Below are 20,232 nucleotides of genomic sequence, written 5' to 3' on the forward strand. Positions count from 1 at the left end.
GTCACATTCCTCGTCGCGGGGCCGCGGACGGCGGCGCCGCCTCCGCTGCCTGCCTGAGGTAGGGGTTGGCGGCGCGCTCGCGGCCGATGGTGGTCTGGGCGCCGTGGCCGGACAGCACCACGGTCGAGTCGTCGAGGGGCAGGCAGACCCGGGCCAGCGACCGCATGATGTCGGTCAGGCTGCCGCCCGGGAGGTCCGTGCGCCCGATGGAGCCGGCGAACAGCAGGTCGCCCGAGAAGAGGACTGGCGGGACCTCTTCGGTGGCGGGCGTCCGGAACGTCACCGACCCCTTGGTATGGCCGGGCGCATGGTCGACGGTGAACTTCAGGCCGGCCAGCTCCAGTTCGGTGCCGTCGCCGAGCAGCCGCAGGTCGTCCGGCTCACCGATGGTCAGCTCGCCCATCAGCGGCATCCCGATGGAGCGGCCGAGCGCCTTCTCCGGATCGGTGAGCATGTACCGGTCGTCGGGGTGGATGTAGGCCGGCACGCCCTTGGCGTCGCAGACCGGGACCACCGAGGCCACGTGGTCGATGTGCCCGTGGGTGAGGACCACGGCGACGGGCTTCAGCCGGTATTCGCGGATCATGTCCTCGACGCCGGCCGCCGCCTGGTGCCCCGGGTCGACGATCACGCACTCCTCGCCCGCCGCGGGCGCCACCAGGTAGCAGTTGGTGCCCCAGGCTCCGGCGGGGAATCCGGCGATCAACACGGCTGTCCTCAGGTCGTGGGGTCCCCCCGGCCGGAGGCTGGGGGCGGGCAAGGGGGCGGAAACTCCGTCACCGCAGCCTACCGGCGGTAAGGCGCCCGTTGCGAACCGGATTGGCGCCGCGCCGCGAAGGCGGTGCTCCGAAGGCGCCGAGGAGGTGGTTCGTGGGCGGCGCTGCGCGCTTCTCACGGGGTTCTTAGCCTTCGGGTCCCTACACTTGGCGGCTGGTGGATGCGATGATCCGCCCGACACATCCACACTTCCCGTGCAGCACGGCATCCCCTAGGAGAGACGGCTCGGTGGTCACCAGCGAACAGCGGCGGCGGCAGCTCGCCCGCGAGAAGTACGAGCGGCAGCAGGAGAACCGGGCCGCGGCCGCGGCGGCGACCAAGCGCCGCAACGCCATCATCGCCGGCTCGGTGGCCGTGGTGGTGATCGCCGGCGCCAGCCTGGCGGCCTCCGGCGCCTTCTCGTCGGACCCGAAGAAGCCCTCCGCCGCGCCCGCCGCCGTCAAGGGCTGCACCAGCCCGGCGCCCGGCGCGCCGAACAACAAGCAGTGGTCGACCGAGCCGACGATGAACATCGACCAGAAGGCGACCTACACCGCCTCCCTGGACACCAACTGCGGCGCGGTCACCTTCACCATGGACGCGTCCAAGGCTCCGCACACGGTCAACTCGTTCGTCTTCCTGGCCGGGCAGAACTACTTCGACCACACCAAGTGCCACCGGCTCACCACCCAGGGCATCTACGTGCTGCAGTGCGGTGACCCGACCGCGAGCGGCTCCGGCAGCCCGGGCTACAAGTTCACCGACGAGAACCTGACCGGCGCCACCTACCCGGCGGGCACCGTGGCGATGGCCAACTCCGGCCCGAACACCAACGGCAGCCAGTTCTTCCTGGTCTACAAGGACACCCAGCTGCCGCCGAACTACACCCCGTTCGGCAAGATCACCGGCGGCCTGGACCTGCTGAACAAGATCGCCGGTGCCGGAGAGAACGACGCCAACGGCCCGGGCGACGGCTCGCCCGACCAGACCGTGGTCTTCAACACGGTGACCACCACCAAGAGCTGAGACCGGCGGCGGGAAATCGACCCGGCCCGGATGCGGACAGCACCGGGCCTGGTCCCCTATGTTGCTGTTGTATAGGGTTCCCTGACCCGCTTGCCGTCACCCGCGGCAGCACCGCGAGCACTCAGGGCGGGCAGGAACGGCGGACCATCGGTCCGCCGCACATTCAACTGTGGACGACGGACCCGCGCCCCAGGCGGTGGCGGGACGTCATGTGGAGGAGGCGCTGTGAGCAGCGACCCGTGGGGCCGTGTCGACGAGCAGGGGACCGTCTACGTCAGGACGGCCGAGGGCGAACGCGTCGTCGGCTCCTGGCAGGCAGGCTCCCCGAGGAGGCTCTCGCCTACTTCGAGCGCAAGTACCAGGGCCTGTCCGCCGAGATCGGCCTGCTGGAGCACCGGGTCCGCAAGACGGACCTGGCCGCCAAGGAGGCCCTGACCGCCCTGGACCACCTGCGTTCCCAGGTGGCCGAGCACCACGCGGTCGGCGACCTGGACGCGCTCGCCAAGCGGCTGGACACGCTGGCCGGAGAGATCGAGTCCCGCCAGGTGGAGCGCAAGGCGGCCCGGGCCAAGGCCGCCGACGAGACCCGGTCGGCCAAGGAGGCGCTGGTCGCCGAGGCCGAGCAGCTCGCCGAGTCCACCCAGTGGCGCGAGGCCGGCGACCGGCTGCGGGCCCTGGTGGACACCTGGAAGGGCCTGCCCCGGCTGGACCGCAAGAGCGACGACGAGCTGTGGCACCGCTTCTCGCACGCCCGCTCGGTCTTCTCCAAGCACCGCAAGGCGCACTTCGCGCAGCTGGACTCGGAGCGCGAGCAGGCCCGGCAGATCAAGGAGCGGCTGGTCGCCGAGGCCGAGGCGCTCTCGGACTCCACCGACTGGGGCGACACCGCGGCCCGCTACCGCGACCTGATGGCGCAGTGGAAGGCCGCCGGGCGCGCCCAGCGGGACGCCGAGGACGAGCTGTGGGCGCGGTTCCGCGGCGCCCAGGACGTCTTCTTCCAGGCCCGCTCGGCGGTCTTCACCGAGCGGGACGCCGAGCAGTCGGCCAACCAGAAGCTCAAGGAGGCGCTGGCGACCGAGGCGGAGGCGATCCTGCCGATCACCGACCTCAAGGCGGCCAAGGCGGCACTGCGTGACGTCAGCGAGCGCTGGGAGGCGATCGGCCATGTGCCGCGCGACGCCAAGCCGAAGCTGGACGGCCGGCTGAACGCGGTGGAGCGGGCCGTCCGCGAGGCCGAGGAGGCCGAGTGGCAGCGCTCCAACCCGGAGGCCAGGGCGCGGGCCACCTGCATGACCAGTCTGCTGCAGGCGGCCGTGGACAAGCTGCAGGGCGAGCTGGACAAGGCCCGCGCCGCGGGCAACGCCGGCAAGGTCGCCAAGCTGGAGGGTGAGCTGGCGGGCCGTCAGGCGCTGCTGGACCAGGCGCTCAAGAGCCTGCAGGAGTTCAGCGACTGACGTCGCGTCAGCGGTTGACGAGAGGGGCCCCGCCGCGGCGGGGCCCCTCTCGTCATGCGGTCACCGGTTGCTCGTGCGGTCGCTACTTGCGGGCCGAGGTGACCCGGTAGACGTCGTAGACGCCCTCGACGCCGCGCACCGCCTTGAGCACGTGCCCCAGGTGCTTGGGGTCGCCCATCTCGAAGGTGAAGCGGCTCATCGCCACCCGGTCCCGGGAGGTCTGCACGGCCGCCGACAGGATGTTGACGTGCTGGTCGGAGAGCACCCGGGTGACGTCGGACAGCAGCCGGGAGCGGTCCAGCGCCTCGACCTGGATGGCCACCAGGAAGACCGAGGACTGGGTGGGTGCCCACTCGACCTCGATCATCCGCTCCGGCTGCTGGGTCAGCGAGTCCACGTTGACGCAGTCGGCGCGGTGCACCGAGACGCCGTTGCCGCGGGTGACGAAGCCGACGATCGGGTCGCCCGGCACCGGGGTGCAGCAGCGGGACAGCTTGACCCAGACGTCGTCGACGCCCTTGACGATGATCCCGGGGTCGCCCTTGGCCCGGCGGCGGCGCTGGGCCCGGCCGTCGTGGCTGGGCACGGTGGCGGTCTCGGCGAACTCCTCGGTGGCGCCCTCCTCGCCGCCGAGCGCCTGGACCAGCTTCTGCACGATCGACTGGGCGGAGACATGGCCCTCGCCGATCGCCGCGTAGAGCGAGGAGATGTCGGGGTAGCGCATCTCGTGCGCCAGGGTGACCAGCGAGTCGCCGGTGAGGATCCGCTGGATCGGCAGGTTCTGCTTGCGCATCGCCCGGGCGATGGACTCCTTGCCCTGCTCGATCGCCTCCTCGCGGCGCTCCTTGGAGAACCAGGCCTTGATCTTGTTGCGGGCCCGGGGGGACTTGACGAAGGTGAGCCAGTCGCGGGACGGTCCGGCGCCCTCGGCCTTGGAGGTGAAGACCTCGACGGCGTCGCCGTTCTCCAGGGTGGATTCCAGCGGCACCAGGCGGCCGTTGACCCTGGCCCCTATGCAGCGGTAGCCGACCTCGGTGTGCACCGCGAACGCGAAGTCCACCGGGGTGGCCCCGGCGGGCAGGGCTATCACGTCGCCCTTGGGGGTGAAGACGAAGACCTCGTTGTTGGACAGGTCGAAGCGCAGCGACTCCAGGAACTCGCTCGGGTCCTCGGTCTCCTTCTGCCAGTCGAGCAGCTGGCGCAGCCAGGCCATCTCGTTGACCGCGCCGGCCTTGTCCTCCTTGCGCACCTGGTTCGGGGTGTCGGTGCGGACCTTGGAGGCGCCGGCCACCGCGCGCTGCTTGTACTTCCAGTGCGCGGCGATGCCGTACTCGGCGCGGCGATGCATGTCGAAGGTGCGGATCTGCAGCTCGACGGGCTTGCCCCCGGGGCCGATCACCGTGGTGTGCAGCGACTGGTACATGTTGAACTTGGGCATCGCGATGTAGTCCTTGAACCGGCCGGGGACCGGGTTCCAGCGCGCGTGGATGGTGCCGAGCGCCGCGTAGCAGTCGCGGACCGTGTCGACCAGGACCCGGATGCCCACCAGGTCGTAGATCTCGGCGAAGTCGCGACCGCGGACGATCATCTTCTGGTAGACCGAGTAGTAGTGCTTCGGCCGGCCGGTGACCGAGGCGGAGATCCGGGCACCGCGCAGGTCGCCCTGCACCTGGTCGATCACGGTGGCCAGGTACTCGTCGCGCTTGGGGGCGCGCTCGGCGACGAGCCGCACGATCTCGTCGTACATCTTGGGGTAGAGGATGGCGAAGGCCAGGTCCTCCAGCTCCCACTTGATGGTGTTCATGCCCAGCCGGTGCGCCAGCGGGGCGTAGATCTCCAGGGTCTCGCGGGCCTTCTTCTCCTGCTTCTCCCGCTTGAGGTAGCGCATGGTGCGCATGTTGTGCAGGCGGTCGGCGAGCTTGATCACCAGGACTCGGGGGTCCTTGGCCATCGCCACGACCATCTTGCGAACCGTTTCGGCTTGCGCAGCCTCGCCGAACTTGACCTTGTCCAGCTTGGTGACGCCGTCGACCAGCAGCGCGACCGAGTCGCCGAAGTCCTGGCGCAGCGTCTCCAGGCCGTAGTCGGTGTCCTCGACGGTGTCGTGCAGCAGGCCGGCCATCAGCGTCGCGGCGTCCATGCCCAGCTCGGCCAGGATGGTGGCGACGGCCAGCGGATGCGTGATGTACGGGTCGCCGCTCTTGCGCTTCTGACCGCGGTGCCAGCGCTCGGCGACCGTGTAGGCGCGCTCGATGTCGCGCAGCAGGGCCGGGTCGGCCTTGGGGTCGTTGGCCCGGATGGTGCGGAACAGCGGCTCGAGGACGGGGTTGTGCGTCGCGGTGCGCTGGCCGCCGAAGCGGGCCAGCCGGGCGCGCATGCCGCCGCTGGTGGAGGCCTGGCGCAGCGCGGGTCCGACCGCTCGGGCCAGACCGGAGGGGGGCGTCGGCCGTGCCGGGGTGGCGCCGGGCGGCGTGGTCTTCTGACCCGCCGGCTGACTGGTGGGCGCGGCGGCCGTGGGCACAACCTCGTCGGGCAAGGACACTCCTCGGTACGACCGGATGAACCTTCATGGTACCGAGCGCGCCGGGCCGATGTTCGGTCGGCCGAGCCCGGACATGCCGAGAGCGGCGACCGCTCGTCGCGGTCGCCGCTCTCGGTCACACGGGTGTGTCAGACCGTGACCAGGGTGTCCAGCGGAGCGCCCCCCAGGTGCGGGGTGAGCCGCTCGCGCCCGTCCAGGAAGCCGAGCTCCATCAGCACCACCACGCCGACCAGCCGGGCACCGGCCTGCTGGACCAGGTCCAGCGAGGCGCCGATGGTGCCACCGGTGGCCAGCACGTCGTCCACCACCAGCACCGGCTCGCCGGGCTCGAAGGCGTCGCACTGCACCTCGAGGGTGGCTGAGCCGTACTCCAGGTCGTAGGACTTCTGGAAGACCTCGCCGGGCAGCTTGCCCTTCTTGCGGATCGGCACGAAGCCCAGCCCGGCCGCGAAGGCCGCCGGGGCGGCCAGCACGAAGCCGCGCGCCTCCAGGCCCACCACCTTGGTCGCCCCCAGCTCCTTGGCCCGCTCCGCCAGCGCCCGGGTGAGCGCGCCGAAGGCCTCGGCGTCGGCGAGCAGCGGGGCGATGTCCTTGAACAGCACCCCGGGCTTCGGGTAGTCGGGGACGTCCCTGATCCGGCTGTTGAGCAGGTCGGCCAGGGCGGCGATGTCGGTCACGGGGGTTCCTCTTCGCGATTCAGCGCTTGCCGGACGGCCGGCCCTTGCCACGGGCCCGGCTGACCGGCTGGTTACGCTGACCGACCATACCGGCCGCGGCGACACTGTCCTCGACCGCCTCGTCGGCCTGCTCCTCCACCGCATCGGCGGTGCTGCCGACCGCGGCGGCCGCCTTGGCGTCGGCCGCGCGCCGCTGGGCGACGCGCTTGGCCAGCGCCCGCATCTGCGGGGTCTGCTCCTTGAGCTGCGCCAGCAGCGGGGTGGCGACGCAGATCGAGGAGTAGGCACCGGCCGACAGACCGATGAACAGCGCCAGCGAGATGTCGTTCAGGGTGCCGGCGCCGAGCAGGCCACCGCCGATGAAGAGCAGCGCCGCCACCGGCAGCAGGGCCACCACGGTGGTGTTGAGCGAGCGGACCAGGGTCTGGTTGAGGCCCGCGTTGGCCGCCTCGCTGTAGGTGCGCTTGTTCTGCTTCTCGAGGTCCTTGGTGTTCTCCTTCACGGTGTCGAAGACGACGACCGTGTCGTAGAGGGAGTAACCGAGGATGGTGAGGAAGCCGATCACGGTACCGGGGCTGACCTCGAAGCCGACCACCGCGTAGACGCCGATGGTGATCACCAGGTCGTGGATCAGCGCGACCAGTGCGGCCAGCGCCATCCGCCACTCGAAGGCGATCGCCAGGTAGGCGGTGACCAGGACCATGAAGATGACCAGGCCGAGCAGCGCCTTCTGGGAGATCTCGTGGCCCCAGCTCGGGCCGACCACCTGGGCGTCGATGTTGGCGGCCGGCACGTCCAGGTCGCTGGAGAGCTGCTTGACGACGGCGTCCGAGGACGCCTTCTCCTGGGCGCTGACCTGGATCCTGATCTTGCCGTCACCGGTGGACTGCACCTGCGAGGTGGAGTCACCGATGATCTTGTTGATGTCGTCCTGCGCCTGGCTGACCGTCAGGCCGGGCTTGGCGACGGTGTAGACCGAGCCGCCCTTGAACTCGATGCCCAGGTGCAGCCCGACCGTCGACAGTCCGACGATCGCCACCAGGGCGATGACCCCGGAGATGCTGTACCAGAGCTTGCGGCGGCCGACGAAGTCGAAGCTGACCTCGCCCTGGTAGAGACGGTGGCCGAGGTTGCTGAAGCGTGACATTGCGTCAGGCCTCCTTGACGGCGGCGGAGGTGGTGGAGCGACGACGGCTGCTGCGCAGCGGCGGGCGGGCGCCCAGGCGCTTCGGGTCGAGGCCGGACCACGGGTGGCCGTTGGCGAAGAACTTCCGCCGCGCCAGCAGGGTGATCAGCGGCTTGGTGAAGAGGAAGATCACCACGACGTCCAGCAGGGTGGTCAGGCCCAGTGTGAACGCGAAGCCCTGGACCTTGCCGACCGACACGACGTAGAGCACCGCGGCACACAGGAACGAGACGAAGTCCGAGACCAGGATGGTGCGCCGGGCCCGCGGCCAGGCACGCTGCACGGCCGGGCGCAGCTGGGCGCCCTCGCGGACCTCGTCGCGGATCCGTTCGAAGTAGACGATGAACGAGTCCGCTGTGATGCCGATCGCGACGATGGCACCGCAGACCGCCGGCAGGTCGAGCGCGAAGCCGATGCTGGCGCCGAGCAGCGTCATGATCGAGTAGGTCAGGATGGCGGAGACCACCAGACCGGCGATCGAGACCAGGCCCAGGCCGCGGTAGTAGACCAGCGAGTAGAGCACCACCAGGGCCAGGCCGATCGCGCCGGCCAGCAGGCCCGCGTGCAGCTGGTCGCCGCCGAGCGCGGCGGAGACGGTGGTGACGTCGCTCTTGGTGAAGTCCAGCGGCAGCGCGCCGTAGCTGAGCACGTTGGCCAGGCTGCTGGCCTGCTCCTGGGTGAAGGAGCCGGAGATCACCGCGTTGCCGCCGGTGATCGACTGCTGCACGTAGGGGTGCGAGACGACCTTGCCGTCCAGCACGATGGCGAACTGGTTGGCCGGCGCCTGCATGCCGGCCAGGGTGCCGGTGGTGGTGGCGAAGTCCTTGGAGCCCTTGTCGTTGAAGGTCAGCTGTACCTCCCAGCCCTGGGCGCGCTGGGTGTCGTAGCCGGCCTGGGCCTTGGAGACGTCGGCGCCCTTGACCGCGACCGGGCCGAGGGCGAACTTGTACCAGATCTTCTGCTCGGCGTCGTAGGAGCAGGCGACCGCGTTCTTGGTCTCGTCGGTCTGGTAGTCCTGGCGCTGGCCCGCCTGCGAGCAGTCGAGCGCGGCGAACTGCTGCTGCAGCTCCGGCGGGACGGTGCCCTCGGTCGGGGTGGTCGGCACCGGCGGCAGGGCCGGGGCGCTGGCGGCGGCCGAGCCCGAGGCGGCGGCCGACGGGGCGGCGGAGCCGGAGCCGGTGGCGGCAGCGGACGGGTCGGCGGCCTTCAGGGCGTCGGAGACGGCCCGGCCGGCCTTGGTGGCACTGGCGCTCGGGGAGGCGCTGCCGCCGGCGGAGGCGCTGGCACTGCCACTCGCGCTCGGCGAGGCGCTACCGCTCGGCGAGGCGCTGCCGCTCGGGGAAGCGCTGCCGGAGGGGTTGGCGCTGGGGCTGGCCGGCGGCACCTGGACACCGGTCGGCGCGAGCGCCAGCACCGGGCGGAAGTAGAGCTTGGCCGTGGTGCCGACCTGCTCGGCGGCCTGCTGGCTGTTGGTGCCCTTGGGGATGTTGACAATGATGTTGTTGTTCCCCTGGGTCTGCACCTCAGCCTCGGAGACACCGAAGGCGTTGACCCGCTTCTGGATGATCCCGACCGCGATGTCCATGTTGGACTGGTTGATCGCGTTCTTGTCCTTGGAGCTGGCGGTCAGCGTGATGCTGGTGCCACCGGCGAGATCGATCCCGAGGCGAGGCGTCCTGTGGCCCGTCCCGAACATGAGGGCGACCAATGCGACGGTGACCACCAGGATGAGGGCCAGAGCCCGCCCCGGATAACCGTCGCGCGGACGCGACTTGGGTGTTGCCACCTTGCTCGTTTCTCCCTGTCCCATGCCGCTGATCAGCGCCGCCCGCCTGCCGTGCGGGCAGGTGGGCGGAGCCGGTCGCGGACAACCGTGAAGTGGTGCAGCCCGTCGGTGCTGCGAGGGGTGGTGGTGCTACTTGGCTGCGGCCTGGTCGCCGGCCTTCTCCAGGCTGACGCTCTCCTCCGCAGCCTCCTCGGCGGCCTCGTCCGTGACGACCGCGTCGGCCACGGCCTCGGCGTCATCGGCCTCGTCGGCCGCCGCGGCCTCGTCCTCGGCGGGACGGCCGTTGATGATCTCGTCGTACTCCTGGGCGTCGATCACCGCTGCAACCGCGCTCTTGGCGAAGTGGGTGAAGACACCCGGGGCAATCTCCAGCTCGACGGTGGAGTCACCAATCGACTTCACGGTGGCGTACAGGCCACCGATGGTGCGGACCGCGGCGCCCGGCTCCATGCTCGACTGCATGTGCTGGGACTGCTGCTGGCGCTTCTTCTGCGACCGGAACAGCAGGAACATCACGGCGATCGGGAGGACGAGGATGATGAGGCTCACAGCAGAAAAGTCCTTCTATTGCCCGGCCGATGGGCTGGCCAGTGGCGTGGTCGGCCCGCCAGGCAAGGCGGGACGGTCCGGCGAAGTCTAGGAGACCCGCTGAGATCGGACAACGCCAAGCATCGCATCCTGCCGCCAAAGGTGGCGAGTCTGTGACAAGGTCAGTTCTGCGTGCCGCCTTCGGCGGCTCGGTCCTCCCCGAGGAACTGCTGCTGTCCCGGCACCGCGCCGCGTCCCCCCAGCGGCTGGACCGGCGGGGTCAGGCCCAGGTGCTGCCAGGCGGCGACGGTGGCGATCCGCCCGCGCGGGGTCCGGGCCAGCAGGCCCTCGCGGACCAGGAACGGCTCGGCCACCTCCTCGACCGTCTCCGCCTCCTCCCCCACCGCGACCGCCAGCGTCGACAGACCGACCGGCCCGCCACCGAACAACCGCAGCAGCGCGTCCAGCACGGCCCGGTCCAACCGGTCCAGACCGCGCTCGTCCACCTCGTAGACCTGCAGCGCGCGGGCCGCGATCCGCTGGTCGACCACCCCGTCGTGCTCGACCTGGGCGTAGTCGCGCACCCGGCGCAGCAGCCGGTTGGCGATCCGCGGGGTGCCCCGGGAGCGGCCGGCGATCTCGGCGGCACCGGCCGGGTCGATCTCCACGTCGAGCAGCGCGGCCGAGCGGTGCACCACCCGCTGCAGCTCGGCGGGGGCGTAGAACTCCATGTGGCCGGTGAAGCCGAACCGGTCGCGCAGCGGCGGGGGCAGCAGGCCGGCCCGGGTGGTCGCGCCGACCAGGGTGAACGGCGGCAGCTCCAGCGGGATCGCGGTGGCGCCGGGGCCCTTGCCGACGATCACGTCGACCCGGAAGTCCTCCATCGCCATGTAGAGCATCTCCTCGGCGGGCCGCGACATCCGGTGGATCTCGTCGAGGAAGAGCACCTCGCCCTCGGTGAGCGAGGAGAGGATCGCCGCCAGGTCGCCGGCATGCTGGATGGCCGGTCCGGAGGTGATCCGGATCGGCGCGTTCAGCTCGGCCGCGATGATCATCGACAGGGTGGTCTTGCCGAGGCCGGGCGGGCCGGAGAGCAGCACGTGGTCCGGAGCCGCACCCCGCATGCGGGCGGCCCGCAGCACCAGCGACAGCTGCTCGCGGACCCGCTCCTGGCCGATGAACTCGTCGAGCAGTTTGGGGCGCAGCGCCGCCTCCACCGCCTGCTCCGCGTCATCGGCGACGGCGCCCACCAGGCGGTCCGCGGGGTCGGAGTCATACGGGGTCATCGGAATGCGGCTCCATGTCGACACATTGACGAATGCTCAGATCGCTTTTTCAGCGGGCCTTGCTGAGGCTGCGCAGCGCGGACTTCAGCAGGGCGCCGACATCGGTGCGCTGCTGGGCCTCGGCCTCCGGGGTGACCGCGGCCACCGCCTCGTCGGCCTCGCGCGGCGCGTAGCCGAGGCCGACCAGCGCGGCGTGCAGCTGCTCGCTCCACGGCGCGGGTGCGGCGGCGACCGGGGCGTGCTGGGTGGGCACGGTGCCGTGCGGGGCGCCCAGCTTGTCCTTGTACTCCAGCAGCAGCTTGGCGGCCTTGGCCTTGCCGATCCCGGGCACCTTGATCAGCGCCCGCTCGTCGCCCTGCGCGACCGCGACCCGCAGCGCCTCGGGGCTGTGCACCCCGAGCATCGCCTGCGCCAGTCGCGGACCGACCCCGGGGGCGGCCTGCAGGACCTCGAAGGTGGCCCGCTCGTCGTCGTCGGCGAAGCCGTAGAGGGTGAGCGAATCCTCCCGGACCACCAGCGAGGTGGCGAGCCGGGCCGGCTCGCCGAGGCGCAGGGTGGCGAGGGTGGTCGGGGTGCACTGCACCGCCATGCCGACCCCGCCGACCTCCACCACGGCCAGCCCGGGCGTGAGGGCCGCCACCGGGCCCTGGACGAACGCGATCACGGGCGGTACTCCTTGGATGCTTTGGTGGTCGGGGTGGTGCGGTTGGCCAGGGCCGCGGCTATCCGGCCGTCGGCACTGCCGCGCCAGATGTGGCAGATCGCCAGCGCCAGCGCGTCCGCCGCATCGGCGGGCTTGGGCGGTTCGGCGAGCCGCAGCAGCCTGGTGACCATGGTGGTGACCTGGGCCTTGTCGGCCCGGCCCGACCCGGTGACGGCGGCCTTGACCTCGCTGGGCGTGTGCAGCACCACCGGCAGCCCGCGCCGGGTGGCGCACAGCATGGCGACCGCGCTGGCCTGCGCGGTGCCCATCACGGTGCTCACATTGTGCTGGGCGAAGACCCGCTCGATGGCGACCAGGTCGGGGCGGTGCTCATCGAGCCAGCGCTCCAGGCCGTCTTCGATGGCGAGCAGCCGGCGCGGCACCTCGTCCTCGGCGGGGGTGCGCACCACGCCCACCCCCAGCATCCGCAGCGGGCGGCCCGGCGCGCCCTCGACCACCCCGACCCCGCACCTGGTCAGCCCCGGGTCCACGCCCAGTACCCGCACACTCCCACCCTTCAGTTCATGCCTGCTCAGACCCTAACGAACGGCACTGACAGGCCGCACAACGACACCGGCCCGGCGGTCCGTCGGGGACCACCGGGCCGGAAGGACCGTCAGCTCATCACTCGGCGTCGAGCTGCGCGCCGACCTCGTCCGGGATGTCGAAGTTGGCGAAGACGTTCTGCACGTCGTCGCTGTCCTCGAGGGCGTCGATCAGCTTGAGGATCTTGCGGGCCCCGTCGATGTCCAGCTCGACCTGCATGCTGGGCACGAAGTTGGCCTCGGCCGAGTCGTAGTCCAGGCCGGCGTCGACCAGCGCGGAGCGGACCGCGACCAGGTCGGAGGCCTCGGAGAGCACCTCCAGGGTGTCGCCGAGGTCGTTGACCTCCTCGACGTCCAGACCGGCCTCGAGCACGACCTCGAGGACCTTGTCCTCGTCCACGCCGTCGGCCTTGGGAACGATCACCTGGCCCTTGCGGGAGAACAGGTAGGAGACCGAGCCCGGGTCGGCCATCGAGCCGCCGTTGCGGGTCATCGCGACCCGCACGTCGGAGGCGGCGCGGTTGCGGTTGTCGGTGAGGCACTCGATCAGCACCGCAACGCCGTTCGGGCCGTAGCCCTCGTACATGATCGTGGAGTAGTCGGCGCCGCCGGCCTCGAGACCGCCACCGCGCTTGACGGCGCGGTTGATGTTGTCGATCGGGACGGAGCTCTTCTTGGCCTTCTGGATGGCGTCGTAGAGCGTCGGGTTGCCGGACGGGTCGGGCCCGCCGGTCTTCGCCGCCACCTCGATGTTCTTGATCATCTTGGCGAAGAGCTTGCCGCGCTTGGCGTCGATCACGGCCTTCTTGTGCTTGGTGGTAGCCCACTTAGAGTGGCCGGACATCACCAGCTCCTTTACGTCGCCAACGGGAAATGAAACAGGGGAGATCTTACCGGTGTCGGGGCAGCGCTCCCGGCACCGGTCAGGCCCGGGCGCGGACCGCTTCCTCGACCATCCGCACGAAGAGCGCGTGCACCCGGTGATCACCCGTCAGCTCCGGGTGGAACGAGGTGGCCAGCAGGTTGCCCTGGCGCACCGCCACGATCCGGGACTCGGCACCGTCGGCGGCCGGCAGCTCGGCCAGCACCTCGACGCTCGCGCCGACCGACTCCACCCAGGGGGCGCGGATGAAGACGCCGTGCACCGGCTCGTCCTCGAAGCCCTTGAAGGCGATCTCCGACTCGAAGGACTCGTTCTGCCGGCCGAACGCGTTGCGGCGCACCACCATGTCGATGCCGCCGACGGTCTGCTGGTCGTCCCGGCCGTCCAGGATCTTGTCGGCCAGCATGATCATGCCCGCGCAGGAGCCGTAGACCGGCATGCCCGCCGCCACCCGGGCCCGCAGCGGCTCCATCAGGTCGAAGGCCAGTGCCAGGTTGGACATGGTGGTGGACTCGCCACCGGGGATCACCAGGCCGTCGACCTCGGCCAGCTCCTCGGCCCGGCGGACCGGGCGGGCCAGCGCGTCAGCCTCGGCGAGCGCTATCTGGTGCTCGCGGACGTCGCCCTGCAGGGCCAGGACGCCGATGGTGGGGATGCTGGTGGACAAGGGTGACTACCTCTTCTACTCAGTAGGGCTGAGGGAAAGCAGGGCGGCCCGTCGCGCCGTGGGTGCGCGCGACGGGCCGACGGAGCGCGGGCTGGTTACCAGCCGCGGTTGGCGTAGCGCTCGGTCTCCGGCAGGGTGTCGCAGTTGATGCCGACCATGGCCTCACCCAGACCGCGGGAGACGTCCGCGATGATCTTCGGGTCGTCGAAGAAGGTGGTGGCCTTGACGACGGCGGCGGCGCGCTTGGCCGGGTCGCCGGACTTGAAGATCCCCGAGCCGACGAAGACGCCCTCGGCGCCCAGCTGCATCATCAGCGCGGCGTCGGCCGGGGTGGCCACGCCACCGGCGGAGAACAGCACGACCGGGAGCTTGCCCAGCTGCGCGACCTCCTTGACCAGCTCGTACGGGGCCTGCAGGTTCTTGGCCGCGACGTAGAGCTCGTTCTCGTCCAGGGTGGTGAGGCGGCGGATGTCGGCGTTGATCTGGCGCATGTGGCGAACGGCCTCGACCACGTTGCCGGTGCCGGCCTCGCCCTTGGAGCGGATCATGGCCGCGCCCTCGGCGATCCGGCGCAGCGCCTCACCGAGGTTGGTGGCACCGCAGACGAACGGGGTGGTGAAGGCCCACTTGTCGGAGTGGTTGACCTCGTCGGCCGGGGTGAGGACCTCGGACTCGTCGATGTAGTCGACACCGAGCGCCTGCAGGACCTGGGCCTCGACGAAGTGGCCGATGCGGGACTTGGCCATGACCGGGATCGAGACGGCGTTGATGATGCCCTCGATCATGTCCGGGTCGGACATCCGGGCCACGCCGCCGTCCTTGCGGATGTCGGCGGGGACCCGCTCCAGCGCCATGACGGCGACGGCACCGGCATCCTCCGCGATCTTGGCCTGCTCGGCGTTGACCACGTCCATGATCACACCGCCCTTGAGCTGCTCGGCCATGCCGCGCTTGACCCGGGCGGTACCGATCTGCGGCTGGTCGGCGGAAGCGGGAGTGCTGGTGGACACGTAAGACCTCACTCGAAGACGAACCGGTGTGCTATCGCCCTATGGTAGGCGGTTCACTCGGCGTGTTGATGTGCCACCCAGTCCAGGCCGCACACCTGCAACCTTACAAAGAGGCCGGTACTGACCGGCACTACGCGGGCGAACCTTGCGGCACCAGGGCCGCGGGGGCCTCGTCGTCCATCTCGAAGGCCATCGGGAACGGCGCCCGGCCGGCCAGCCGGAAGTAGCGGACGATCCGGTGCGTGCGCAGGGCACGGGCCGCCCGCACCGCGTCGTTGTGGAACCGCCTGGCCATCGGCACCCGGCGGATCGCCGAGGTCAGATCGCGCAGCACCTCCTCGCCGCCCGGCACCGCGCGCAGCTCCGCCACCTGAACCGGCTCGCCGAAGACCGCGCGCAGCGCCTGGCTGAGCTCGCTCTCCGCCACCTCGCGGTGCTCCTCGTCGGCCTGCCGGGCCGCGTGCGAGGCCTCGTAGAGCAGGATCGAGGCGGCCGGGTCGAGCAGCGAGGAGGTGGCCAGCTCCTGCGCCACCGAGGCCCGGCGCAGCAGCTGGGCGTCCAGCGCCGCCCGGGCGGTGTCCAGCCGCGTGTGCAGGCGGTCCAGCCGCCCGGCCGTCCAGCTCAGATAGACGGCGAACAGCACCACGGCCACACCGGCCCAGATCCAGTCAGTCACGAGGGGCCACGCTACCCGCCGCCCACCGGCCGCTACGCCATCCGTGGCGGTTCGCCCGGATGGCGTCTGGCTGATGATCCGTCAATCTGATGATCTGTGAGAGGGGTCACACATAAGACAGAGAGGATCCGCATGAGCACCGCTCTGCTCCGCCGCGGCGCGATCAGTGGCGTGCGGAGTGCCGCCGTCGCCGCGCTCGCCTTCGCCACCGCGCTCGGCGGCGCCGTCGCCGCACACGCCGACGCACCCGGACACAAGGGGTTCGTCGTCAACGTCAAACTCAGCGCCTCCGGGGTCGTCGAGGCACCCGACGAGCATCCCGGCGGCACCGTCACCTTCCGGGTCGCCACCGACGATCCGAACGGCCGCCAGCTGCAGATCTTCCGTCCGCACGCCGGCGTCACCATCGACCAGGTCCTCAAGGACCTCGGCAACGCCGTCAGCCAGGACCCGCCCACCGCCGCCGCCGGGATCACCGCGGTCACCAACGAGGCCGAGGCGCTCGGCGGTGCGCTGACCACGCCCAGCATTCCGATGATCGTCACCGAGGACATCAAGCCCGGCCCGATCTACCTGCTCGACTTCACGGCCTTCCTCGCCCACCCGACCACCCCGCCGCCGGTCAAGGAGATCGACCTCTGCGAGGACGCGGGCTTCCACATCCCGCACTTCCCGCACGAGATCGTCATCCAGAAGGACACCCCGGACGGCCCGCGCTTCCAGACCGAGAACGTCGACAGCGCGGGCGGTGCGTTCTTCGTCCACAACGCCGCCACCGAGCTGCACGAGATGCAGATCCAGCCGGTCGTCCCCGGCACCACCGACGACCAGATCCAGGCGTACTTCAACGCCATCGCCAGCGGTCAGACCCCGCCGCCCTCGCCCTTCACCGGCCTGCCGGTCGGCCTCGGCGCCATCTCCCCCAACCACGACGCGGTGGTCCACGCGGACAAGCTGCCGCCCGGCGACTACGCGCTGCTCTGCTTCATCCCCGACGACAAGACCGGTGTGCCGCACGCCTTCCTCGGCATGCACAAGGTGGTCCACCTGGCCTGACCCGACTCGACGCAACGCCGGCGGCCCGGCCCTGGATTCGGCGATCCCGGGCCGGGCCGCCGCATCGGGCTCAGGTGAAGCGCGAACCGCGGTCGTCCTCGCGCACCTTCGGCGCGGCGCCTATGGTGCCGGCCATGCCGTCCGCCACCGTCTCGTAGACCGCCAGGATGTCCGCCCCCACGACCGACCAGTCGAACCGCGTCACATGCTCCGAGGCCGCCGTCCGCAGTTCGGCGAGCCGGGCCGGATCGTCCAGCAGCCGCACCGCCGCCCGGGCCAGCGCCGCCGCGTCGCCCACCGGGAACAGCTCCCCGGCCCGCCCGCCGTCCAGCACCTGCGCGAACGCGTCCAGATCGCTGGCCAGCACCGCGGCCGCCGCCGACATCGCCTCCACCAGGATGATCCCGAAGCTCTCGCCACCGGTGTTCGGCGCCACGTACAGGTCCACGCTGCGCAGCAGCCGGGCCTTCTCCTCGTCACTCACCATGCCGAGGAACTCCACCCGGTCCCGCACCTCGGGTGCCAGCGCGGCGGCGGCCTCCGCCTCGTCGCCCTTGCCGGCCACCAGCAGCCGCACGTCCGGATGCGCCGCCAGGATCTCCGGCAGCGCCGACAGCAGCACCGGCAGGCCCTTGCGCGGCTCGTTGATCCGCCCGATGAACCCGATGGTCCGGCCGGACTGCCAGCGCTGCTCCGGCTGGGCCTCGGCGAAGAACGCGACGTCCACCCCGTTCGGGATCACCACCGCGTCACCGCCCAGGTGCTCGACCAGGGTGCGCCGGGCGTACTCGCTGACCGCGACCCGGGCGCTGATCTTCTCGAAGATCGGCTGCAGGATCGGCGAGGCCGCGATCATCACCCGGGAGCGCGGGTTGGAGGTGTGGAAGGTCGCCACCATCGGGCCGGTCGCCGCCCAGCCCGCCAGCATCGACAGGCTCGGCGAGGCCGGCTCGTGCACGTGCAGGATGTCGAACTCGCCGTCGCGCAGCCAGCGCCGCACCCGGGTCGCCGAGATGATCCCGAAGCTCAGCCGGGCCACCGACCCGTTGTACGGCACCGCCACCGCCCGGCCGGCCGACACCACGTAGGACGGCAACCGCGAGTCGTCCTCGGCCGGCGCCAGCACCGAGACCTTGTGCCCCAACTCGATCAGGTGCTCGGCCAGATCGCGGATGTGGAACTGCACCCCGCCGGGCACGTCCCAGTCGTACGGGCAGACGATCCCGATCCTCACGACGCGGCCTCCCCCGCCGCCTCGGGCGCCGCGGACGGCTTGGGCCGGCGCGGCAGGTCGGCCACCCAGAACTTCTGCAGCATGTGCCAGTCCTGCGGGTGCGCCGCGATCTCGGCGGCCCAGATGTCGGCCATCGCCTGCGTCATCTCGGCCTTCTGCGCCTGGCGGTCCGCACCCTCCGGCACCTCGATCGGCGGGTGGATCCGGGCCCGCATCACCGGGCCCTCGTACCAGAGCGAGACCGGCAGCAGCGCCGCCCCGGTCCGCTGCGCCAGCGCCGCCGGGCCGGCCGGCATCCGGGTGGCCTCACCGAAGAACCGCACCGGCAGGCCGGCCTCCGACAGGTCCCGGTCGCCGACCAGGCAGACCAGCTTGCCCGCCCGCAGCCGCTTCGCCAGCGTCGCGACCACCGACAGGTCGCTGCCGGTCAGCGCCAGCACCTCCATGCCCAGGCCCTCGCGGTAGGCCACGAACCGGTCGAACAGCGACTCCGGCTTCAGCCGCTCCGCCACGGTGGTGAACTTGTAGCCGAGGTGCCGCACCACCCAGGCGCCGGCCAGATCCCAGTTGGCCATGTGCGGCAGCGCCAGGATCGCCCCCCGGTTCGCCTCCATCGCGGTGACCAGGTGCTCGATGCCCTCCACCCGCATGCTGTCGGCGATCTTCCGGTCGTTCCAGGCCGGCAGCCGGAACGCCTCCATCCAGTAGCGCAGGTAGGAGCGCATGCCGGCCCGGGACAGCTCGCGCAGCTCCAGCAACGAGGCCTGCGGCCGGACCCGGGCCAGGTTCGCCTCCAGCTGCCGCACCCCCTTGCCCTGCCGCCGCCAGGTGAAGTCGGCCAGTGCGTCGCCCAGCCGCTTCACCAGCGGCTCGGGCAGCACCTTCAGCACCGCCCAGCCCGCCGCGAACCCACCGTCGACCAACCGCTCCCGCAGCTGCGGGGCCCGCTGCGCCTGGGACACCTCGGCCACCCGTCAGCCCTCCCGATCAGCTGCGGCCGCCTCGAAGGCCTCCCGCCGCACCGTCAGCATCCGCTGCAGCACCGTCACCAGGCTGCCTGCCGCGACCAGCCACAGCGCGATCGGCAGCAGCCACTCGATGTACGGCACCCCGAACTTGTGCAGGCCCGCGAAACCGGCCGCCACCAGGCTGATCACCAGCCGCTCGGCCCGCTCCACCAGCCCCGACACGTCACACGGCAACCCCAGGCTCTCGGCCCGCGCCTTGGTGTACGAGACCACCTGCCCGCTCGCCAGGCAGAACACCGCCACCGCGCACAGCAGGTTGTTGTTGCCCGAACCCGAGTACCAGAGCGCCAGACCGCCGAAGATCGCCGCGTCCGCCACCCGGTCCAGCGTCGAGTCCAGGAACGCCCCCCACTTGTTGGAGGTGCCCGCCTGCCGGGCCATGTTCCCGTCCACCAGGTCCGAGAAGATGAACAGGGTGACGGTGACCGTGCCCCAGAAGAACTCCCCGCGCGGGAAGAACACCAGCGCACCCGCCACCGACCCGGCCGTGCCGATCAGGGTCACCGCGTCCGGGCTCACCCCCCAGCGCAGCAGCAGCGCGGCGAACGGGGTCAGAACACGTGTGAAGAAGGCACGCGCGTATTTGTTGAGCATGGCCTTCCCGACCGCTCCGATCTCACTACCGAGTTCGAGCACCGGCGGCCATCAGCGGCGCGCCGGGCGGCCGGGCGGATCAGCCCACCCGGCGTGACCCATGGTATCCAGCCCGACGACACCGCTCGGCCGCCCCGGTCATGATCGGCGGGGCGGCCGAGCGTGCGCCTCAACCGCGGCGCGGCAGCGCACATGCCGGGGTACCGCCCGGCATCCGGTGCCGGTTGGCCGCCACCCAGCGGTAGACCACCGCCGCCACCGGCCGCACCGGCGCCAACCGGAGCGCCCCGCCCAGGTAGGCCCAACCGCCCCCGGCGCGCAGCAGCAACTTCGCCACCGCCTGCGCGCCGCCGTACACCTCCCCCGACGGAGTGATCCACAACACCTCGCGGACCGCCTGCTCCTCGGTCACCCCCAGCCCGGCCAGATCGGCGAACTGGAACGGCTCGGCCCTCCACCCGCCGGCCCGCGAACCGCGCAGCCACCGATCGGCGGCCCGCTCACAGGTGCTGCAGAACGCGCAGTCCCCGTCGAAGACCAACACCGGTTCTGAAAAGCTCATCTGACTGATCCCCTCCCACCTGGATCGAAGCCG

The 20,232-nt window shown here is 71.1% G+C and carries 19 protein-coding genes and 1 pseudogene; 3 read left to right on the forward strand and 17 right to left on the reverse strand.

What is annotated here, in order from left to right:
* Position 1 precedes the first annotated feature (1 nt).
* Positions 2-709, reverse strand: coding sequence for an MBL fold metallo-hydrolase (locus E6W39_RS07155; protein ID WP_141632810.1), 708 nt, complete (start codon positions 707-709; stop codon positions 2-4).
* A 296-nt stretch (positions 710-1,005) separates the two neighbouring features.
* Between E6W39_RS07155 and E6W39_RS07160 the strand changes: the two genes are divergently transcribed.
* Positions 1,006-1,782 carry a peptidylprolyl isomerase gene (locus E6W39_RS07160; RefSeq protein ID WP_141632811.1) on the forward strand — a complete coding sequence of 259 codons (777 nt, stop codon included), beginning with the start codon at positions 1,006-1,008 and terminating at the stop codon, positions 1,780-1,782.
* Positions 1,783-2,007: 225 nt separating this feature from the next.
* Positions 2,008-3,236, forward strand: a pseudogene (locus E6W39_RS07165) (DUF349 domain-containing protein).
* 82 nt (positions 3,237-3,318) lie between these two features.
* On the opposite strand, the gene E6W39_RS07170 reads toward E6W39_RS07165, so the two are convergent.
* The 12 genes from E6W39_RS07170 to E6W39_RS07225 form a co-directional block, all read right to left on the reverse strand.
* Positions 3,319-5,772 carry a RelA/SpoT family protein gene (locus E6W39_RS07170; protein WP_141632812.1) on the reverse strand — a complete coding sequence of 818 codons (2,454 nt, stop codon included), beginning with the start codon at positions 5,770-5,772 and terminating at the stop codon, positions 3,319-3,321.
* A 134-nt stretch (positions 5,773-5,906) separates the two neighbouring features.
* Positions 5,907-6,455: an adenine phosphoribosyltransferase gene (locus E6W39_RS07175; protein ID WP_141632813.1), complete on the reverse strand. Its 549-nt coding sequence runs from the start codon at positions 6,453-6,455 to the stop codon at positions 5,907-5,909.
* Positions 6,456-6,474: 19 nt separating this feature from the next.
* The gene (gene secF, locus E6W39_RS07180) at positions 6,475-7,602 is read right to left on the reverse strand and encodes a protein translocase subunit SecF (RefSeq protein WP_141632814.1); all 1,128 of its coding nucleotides are present in this window, start codon (positions 7,600-7,602) and stop codon (positions 6,475-6,477) included.
* A 4-nt stretch (positions 7,603-7,606) separates the two neighbouring features.
* Positions 7,607-9,427 carry a protein translocase subunit SecD gene (gene secD / locus E6W39_RS07185; protein ID WP_407658367.1) on the reverse strand — a complete coding sequence of 607 codons (1,821 nt, stop codon included), beginning with the start codon at positions 9,425-9,427 and terminating at the stop codon, positions 7,607-7,609.
* 129 nt (positions 9,428-9,556) lie between these two features.
* On the reverse strand, positions 9,557-9,976 hold the full coding sequence (gene yajC / locus E6W39_RS07190) for a preprotein translocase subunit YajC (RefSeq protein ID WP_141632815.1): 420 nt from the start codon (positions 9,974-9,976) through the stop codon (positions 9,557-9,559).
* Positions 9,977-10,137: 161 nt separating this feature from the next.
* Positions 10,138-11,241: a Holliday junction branch migration DNA helicase RuvB gene (gene ruvB / locus E6W39_RS07195; RefSeq protein ID WP_141632816.1), complete on the reverse strand. Its 1,104-nt coding sequence runs from the start codon at positions 11,239-11,241 to the stop codon at positions 10,138-10,140.
* A gap of 49 nt (positions 11,242-11,290) precedes the next feature.
* Positions 11,291-11,905 carry a Holliday junction branch migration protein RuvA gene (gene ruvA, locus E6W39_RS07200; RefSeq protein WP_101383768.1) on the reverse strand — a complete coding sequence of 205 codons (615 nt, stop codon included), beginning with the start codon at positions 11,903-11,905 and terminating at the stop codon, positions 11,291-11,293.
* Positions 11,902-12,450 (reverse strand): crossover junction endodeoxyribonuclease RuvC, encoded by a 549-nt coding sequence (ruvC, locus tag E6W39_RS07205; protein ID WP_141632817.1) that lies wholly within the window; start codon positions 12,448-12,450, stop codon positions 11,902-11,904. Before ruvC ends, ruvA begins: the two co-directional genes overlap by 4 nt.
* Positions 12,451-12,568: 118 nt before the next feature.
* Positions 12,569-13,333 (reverse strand): YebC/PmpR family DNA-binding transcriptional regulator, encoded by a 765-nt coding sequence (locus E6W39_RS07210; protein ID WP_101383766.1) that lies wholly within the window; start codon positions 13,331-13,333, stop codon positions 12,569-12,571.
* A gap of 79 nt (positions 13,334-13,412) precedes the next feature.
* Positions 13,413-14,039, reverse strand: a complete 627-nt coding sequence (pdxT, locus tag E6W39_RS07215; RefSeq protein WP_323808992.1) for a pyridoxal 5'-phosphate synthase glutaminase subunit PdxT — start codon at positions 14,037-14,039, stop codon at positions 13,413-13,415.
* A gap of 95 nt (positions 14,040-14,134) precedes the next feature.
* Complete coding sequence (pdxS, locus tag E6W39_RS07220; RefSeq protein ID WP_101383764.1) at positions 14,135-15,049, reverse strand: pyridoxal 5'-phosphate synthase lyase subunit PdxS; 915 nt, start codon at positions 15,047-15,049, stop codon at positions 14,135-14,137.
* Positions 15,050-15,179: 130 nt separating this feature from the next.
* Positions 15,180-15,725 carry a LemA family protein gene (locus E6W39_RS07225; protein ID WP_101385479.1) on the reverse strand — a complete coding sequence of 182 codons (546 nt, stop codon included), beginning with the start codon at positions 15,723-15,725 and terminating at the stop codon, positions 15,180-15,182.
* A gap of 132 nt (positions 15,726-15,857) precedes the next feature.
* Between E6W39_RS07225 and E6W39_RS07230 the strand changes: the two genes are divergently transcribed.
* Entirely contained in the window at positions 15,858-16,781 is a 924-nt protein-coding gene (locus E6W39_RS07230) for a hypothetical protein (protein ID WP_141632818.1), read from the forward strand.
* Positions 16,782-16,851: 70 nt separating this feature from the next.
* On the opposite strand, the gene E6W39_RS07235 is transcribed toward E6W39_RS07230, so the two are convergent.
* The 4 genes from E6W39_RS07235 to E6W39_RS07250 all read right to left on the reverse strand — a co-directional run bounded on the left by E6W39_RS07235 (position 16,852) and on the right by E6W39_RS07250 (position 20,199).
* Positions 16,852-18,015 (reverse strand): glycosyltransferase family 4 protein, encoded by a 1,164-nt coding sequence (locus tag E6W39_RS07235; RefSeq protein ID WP_141632819.1) that lies wholly within the window; start codon positions 18,013-18,015, stop codon positions 16,852-16,854.
* Complete coding sequence (locus E6W39_RS07240; RefSeq protein WP_141637589.1) at positions 18,012-18,950, reverse strand: phosphatidylinositol mannoside acyltransferase; 939 nt, start codon at positions 18,948-18,950, stop codon at positions 18,012-18,014. The genes E6W39_RS07235 and E6W39_RS07240 overlap by 4 nt, the downstream gene beginning before the upstream one ends.
* 39 nt (positions 18,951-18,989) lie before the next feature.
* Positions 18,990-19,637, reverse strand: a complete 648-nt coding sequence (gene pgsA, locus E6W39_RS07245; protein WP_141632820.1) for a phosphatidylinositol phosphate synthase — start codon at positions 19,635-19,637, stop codon at positions 18,990-18,992.
* Between the two features lie 169 nt (positions 19,638-19,806).
* Positions 19,807-20,199 (reverse strand): thiol-disulfide oxidoreductase DCC family protein, encoded by a 393-nt coding sequence (locus E6W39_RS07250; protein ID WP_141632821.1) that lies wholly within the window; start codon positions 20,197-20,199, stop codon positions 19,807-19,809.
* Between the last annotated feature and the right edge of the window lie 33 nt (positions 20,200-20,232).

The organism is Kitasatospora acidiphila, from assembly GCF_006636205.1.
Classification (GTDB): Bacteria; Actinomycetota; Actinomycetes; order Streptomycetales; family Streptomycetaceae; genus Kitasatospora; species Kitasatospora acidiphila.